The 987-nt window shown below is 32.4% G+C and carries 1 protein-coding gene; it reads right to left on the bottom strand.

Features of this window, described 5'->3' with window-relative positions; all coding sequences use genetic code 11:
• The coding region (locus tag AC1DTM_RS28555) for an ABC transporter transmembrane domain-containing protein (RefSeq protein ID WP_477001497.1) at positions 1-919 on the bottom strand (919 nt) is incomplete at its 3' end.
• Positions 920-987 lie beyond the last annotated feature (68 nt).

Here is a 987-nt window from a genome sequence, read left to right as displayed (position 1 = left end):
GAGTAAAGAACATAGATAACTGACTCATCGGCATAATAATTTGAACTAAATACAAAATAAATGCTACAAGTTCTCCTGTTGTTAATGCACCGCTAGAAACTCGCATTCCACCATACCCTACGATAATAACAAGCAATGCCATTAAAACAAACGACATAACTGGTGAAATTAATGCTTGCACTTTTCCTTCTTTCAAACCAAATTGCAATAATTTTTGGATACCTGTATTCCCTGTTTCATACTCTTTTTTTTCCGTATTTGAAGATTTCACTAAACGAATTTCTGATAGTACTTGTGTTAATACACTAGTAAAAGAAGCCGTTTCATCTTGAAGTGCTTTTGAAATCTTATACATTTTCCGTCCAAGTGGAACTAAAATTAGTACCGATAACGGAATAACCGTTAAAAGTAAAATTGTCATTTTCCAGTCTAAAACAAATAATACAATTAATGACCCAATAATTGAGATACCGCCTGTTAATAAGTTTGACAAATGCTCAGAAATTAATGTTTTAACAACACCTGTATCATTTGTCATACGACTAATTGTATCTCCCGTTCTGTTTTGGTCATAATAAGACACTGGTAAAATAAGTACCTTTTTCCACAATCGTTCCCTAAGTCCAGCCACAATTTTTTGTCCAATATAATTCAGTAAATAAATAGACAATCCTGCAGCAATTGTTTGAATAATAAAGAATGCAATTAATCCAACAATTTGTCCCGTACTAATTGAGGAAAGTGAAAAATTATCAACTAAACCTTTTGTCAGCATTGGAATAAACAAACTCGCTCCAGTAGAAAGTAAGCTCATTAGTAATGCAAAAATAAGAATGCCTTTCGGTGGATTTGTATCTTGAATGAGACGTAAAAACTGCCTCCAATTCCCTTTTTTCTTTTCTGTATTCCTAACTTCCATTGTCGTTCATCTCCTCGTTATAAACAAAACTATTATCTCTAAAACTAGAATACGCTATAAATGTAAAC

Source organism: Bacillus sp. P4_D3 (assembly GCF_056401855.1).
This window is presented reverse-complemented; position numbering and strand designations above follow the sequence as displayed.